Source organism: Vibrio sp. V42_P2S4T144 (assembly GCF_009904715.1).
GTDB lineage: Bacteria > Pseudomonadota > Gammaproteobacteria > Enterobacterales > Vibrionaceae > Vibrio > Vibrio alginolyticus.
In genome coordinates, this window is record NZ_WXWS01000401.1 from 1 (window position 1) to 3,381 (window position 3,381).

General features: G+C 41.9%; 3 protein-coding genes. All 3 read right to left on the reverse strand.

Features of this window, described 5'->3' with window-relative positions; genetic code table 11:
• Positions 1-156 precede the first annotated feature (156 nt).
• Positions 157-459 carry a hypothetical protein gene (locus CAG68_RS13525; RefSeq protein WP_042520711.1) on the reverse strand — a complete coding sequence of 101 codons (303 nt, stop codon included), beginning with the start codon at positions 457-459 and terminating at the stop codon, positions 157-159.
• Positions 460-539: 80 nt separating this feature from the next.
• Positions 540-770 carry a hypothetical protein gene (locus tag CAG68_RS22165; protein ID WP_005376575.1) on the reverse strand — a complete coding sequence of 77 codons (231 nt, stop codon included), beginning with the start codon at positions 768-770 and terminating at the stop codon, positions 540-542.
• Between the two features lie 189 nt (positions 771-959).
• Positions 960-3,113 carry a YccS family putative transporter gene (yccS, locus tag CAG68_RS13530; protein ID WP_005376573.1) on the reverse strand — a complete coding sequence of 718 codons (2,154 nt, stop codon included), beginning with the start codon at positions 3,111-3,113 and terminating at the stop codon, positions 960-962.
• Positions 3,114-3,381 lie beyond the last annotated feature (268 nt).

Here is a 3,381-nt window from a genome sequence, read left to right on the forward strand (position 1 = left end):
CTCTGATAAGCCGCCCATTTTTTTCGGGAAAGCTTGATTTTAAACAGGAGTATTTGAATCGAAATAGAAATAAAGAGCGAAGCAAAGGGGTTATCTTGTTACGACGTTATAGTGATAGTTGGAAATTAAAATAGCGATAATTTGACGTTAAATCGCCTAAACGTGGATGTCTAGCAAGCTGCCAATGATTTCATTGTTTTTCTCTATGACAGACGCGCCAACTCGGTTATAACCAGCGGCTTGTGCGAGGTTGCTGAGAGATTCAACTTTTTGAGAGGGAAGGCTAGGTGTTGAGGCTGTTATTGCGACATCCGCAACCGCAGCTAAATCGATGTTGTGATCAGAAAGCTTTTCTTTTACCTTACTTACATTATTGCTAATGCCATGTGCAGCTTTCTCGGCCATTTGTTGTGACATCTGAACGATGTGGTATCCAGATTGAATTCCCGATACAGGCATATCACTACTCCCAACATTATGATAGTGAGAGCATAGGTGGAGTTTATAAAACGTTCAAGTGTTTTATATCAATGACTTGATTAGGCAAACAGTTTGGCAAGCATTTCTCTTTCTTCACCAGATAGAACCGGTTTTTGCGCTTTATTTAGTTTCACGCTGATCTCACCTTGTAATGACTTTAACTGACTTGCCGTTAAATCACTGAGCTTTTGCTTAAGTTCATTAAATTGTTGTGCGTTCATCTCAATACCTTCGTCGTGATTCGGTTTATCCGTCGTTGCCCGAAATTCTTCATCCTTTGGATACAACATATTTATTCAACCAAAATAGATTAGAATTTGATCGATTGCTTTTTGTCCGAATATTGTCAAGGTGTGTTAAGTGATACGTCAGATCTTTCCTAAGAAGGTACATAATTACCCACTTTGGGGTAGATGGAAACGTAAAAAGAAAAAGGGAAGCGATATAGCGCTTCCCTCTTACATATGGTTTGAATGTTACTAACTTACCCTGACGGCAAACTTACTAGCAAGTGAATGAAGCTCTGGGAGCATGCGATAGATAAGATGAAGTTGCTGCAATACCATGCGGGCAGAGCTGTCGTCTTCATCGCGCCATTCATTTAAGCGTTGCTCGAGTCCAGCATCATCAATATTAGATAGGTCACACTCCTCACAATGCTGGTGAAGCTGTTTATGAAGTACATCCAGATGTTGATGAATACAACGGTGAGCATCTAAAACGAGTTTATGAATTGACTCATCTTCGATGCGAGTTCTGTGCGCGCCTAATGCAGAAATATAGTTCAACATTGCGTGATTTAACGTTAGGAAGCGAAAACTTTCATCAACAGCTGCGCGATATTTGCCAGGCTCCGCCAGCATCGTACTAATCGCAGAAGAGAGTGAGGCATCATTATTGTGGGCCTGGCGGCGAGCGATACGGTAGCTCAAATTGTCTTTCTTGCCGATTCTATACTGACCAATGATCTGATCGAGATACTGCTTGTTCGCCTCTATCGCATCCGACATAACTTTGTGAAGCCTTCTCGACTGCCAGTCGGGCAAAATAACTAATACAGCTCCTACTGCAAGCACACACCCGATGAGGGTATCTGCTAGTCGAGGAAGGACAACTGCGTAACCTTCACCTAGTTGATTAAATAAGAAGAGGACGAGCAGTGTAATAAAACCAGTCGCGTACCCATAGTTGTTCATCCGGAAGGCGAAAAACATCACACCAGAGATAACGATAAATACTAACTGGCTTTCTTGAGAAGGGAAAAAAGTCAGCAATGGTACACCAATCAACAAACCAGCTAATGTACCTATTACTCTTGCCGTCAATTTTTGGCGAGTGGCACTGTAGTTCGGTTGGCATACGAATAAAGTGGTTAAGAGTATCCAGTAACCTCGGTCGATGTTGAATATTTGAATGATTCCATAGCCAATCGTTAAGGCAATTGACATACGTAATGCATGCCGAAACAGCATCGAATCTTTGTGTAAATTTGCTGATATACGCTGCCACATCGCTTTTAGCGTGTGTGGGTTGGTATCGGCGAGGGTATCTTCTTCGAGGCCTTCAACATCTGGGTTGTTAATGTTATTAAGCTGTTTTTCTACCGTCGCTAAGTTGTTGAATAAATATGTTAACTGCATCAGAAGACGTTTCCAGTGCCCTTGCTTTTGTTCTTCTAGATAAGCAAGAGAGTTTTGTACTTCAGCTAATGCCAGAATAGATTGATCGGTATGGGAGTATTCATTTCCTAGCTGAATGGCTAGTGCAATATCACGACACGCTTGGGCTTGAGACTCCAAAAGATATTTAAAACGAAACAGCACATCAGAACGTTCAAATTCGGTCGCTAAATCCTGATAGCGATAATGGCTAGAACTGACTCGTTCGTGAATGTCTTGAGCGATGAAATAAATATTTAAAAATCGGTCACTAGGCCCATCAATGTGACCCCGTTTCGATCGGTTAAGTAATGTGGTTTTACAAGCGTTTAGTGCCGTAACCGTGGCAGCATTGCATTTTGCAGCTTCAATCCTCAGCGGTTGTGGCGTCAAGTTGGTCACAGGGTGAAAAAGCTTGGCTTTCGCATCAAGATAATTCGCCATTTGGAAAAACACATTGGCTAGGCTTTGTTGCACCGGTTGAAGGGGCCAAAATATCTGCCAAATCATGGACATGAAGTAATACCAGGCGGCACCAGTCAAAAGCAGTAGTGGCTGAAACCAAATGTTGGTGCTTTCATGTGCGCCAAGCATAGTATAAATAGCGATCAGCAACGAACCAAAAGCAATACTCGCGTACTTAGGACCTATCGCCCCAAGAATGATAAAACCAAAGGTTGAGATAAATAACCCTAATGCAAATGCCCAAGGGGTATCGAACAAGATTTCAATTGAAAAAGCAGCAAGCGCAAAACAGAGAAAGGTGAGAATCAGAGCCTTGATGCGTCCAGTGAAACTGTCATCACTTTCAGCCAAAGCAGCAGCAATAACGCCTAATATTAATGGCGTTATCAGCGTGTTTTGCTCGAAGTACCAAGTCGGGATAACTACACCCAGTAAGGTGATTAGGATAAGAACGCTGTAATTTATGGTCTTGTTTGCCCAATAGAGCCGAAATTTAGAAGTTGCTTGCACAATGCGCCTTATGTTTCCGATGAAGAACAGGGGGAATACTACCAGACCCACTATAGCGCGTTTATGATTTACTTTAAGAAAAATTCGTGGTTGCTGATAAAATCAGCAGGGATGTCATTGACTTATATTAAAGCTGCCAGGTCATGTATTGAGGATTGTAAAGCCAGCTTCAAATAACCTCAGCTTTAGGTTATTAAATCGACAGTAATGTGAATTTTATTAAAGAATAGAAGAAGAAGCTTACTTAGGAGCTCGCCGTTGCTACAAT

Bases quoted from the DNA above. Each gene is read 5' to 3' on its own strand.
- CAG68_RS13525 (WP_042520711.1), bottom strand. From the start codon at position 459: ATGCCTGTATCGGGAATTCAATCTGGATACCACATCGTTCAGATGTCA.
- CAG68_RS22165 (WP_005376575.1), bottom strand. From the start codon at position 770: ATGTTGTATCCAAAGGATGAAGAATTTCGGGCAACGACGGATAAACCG.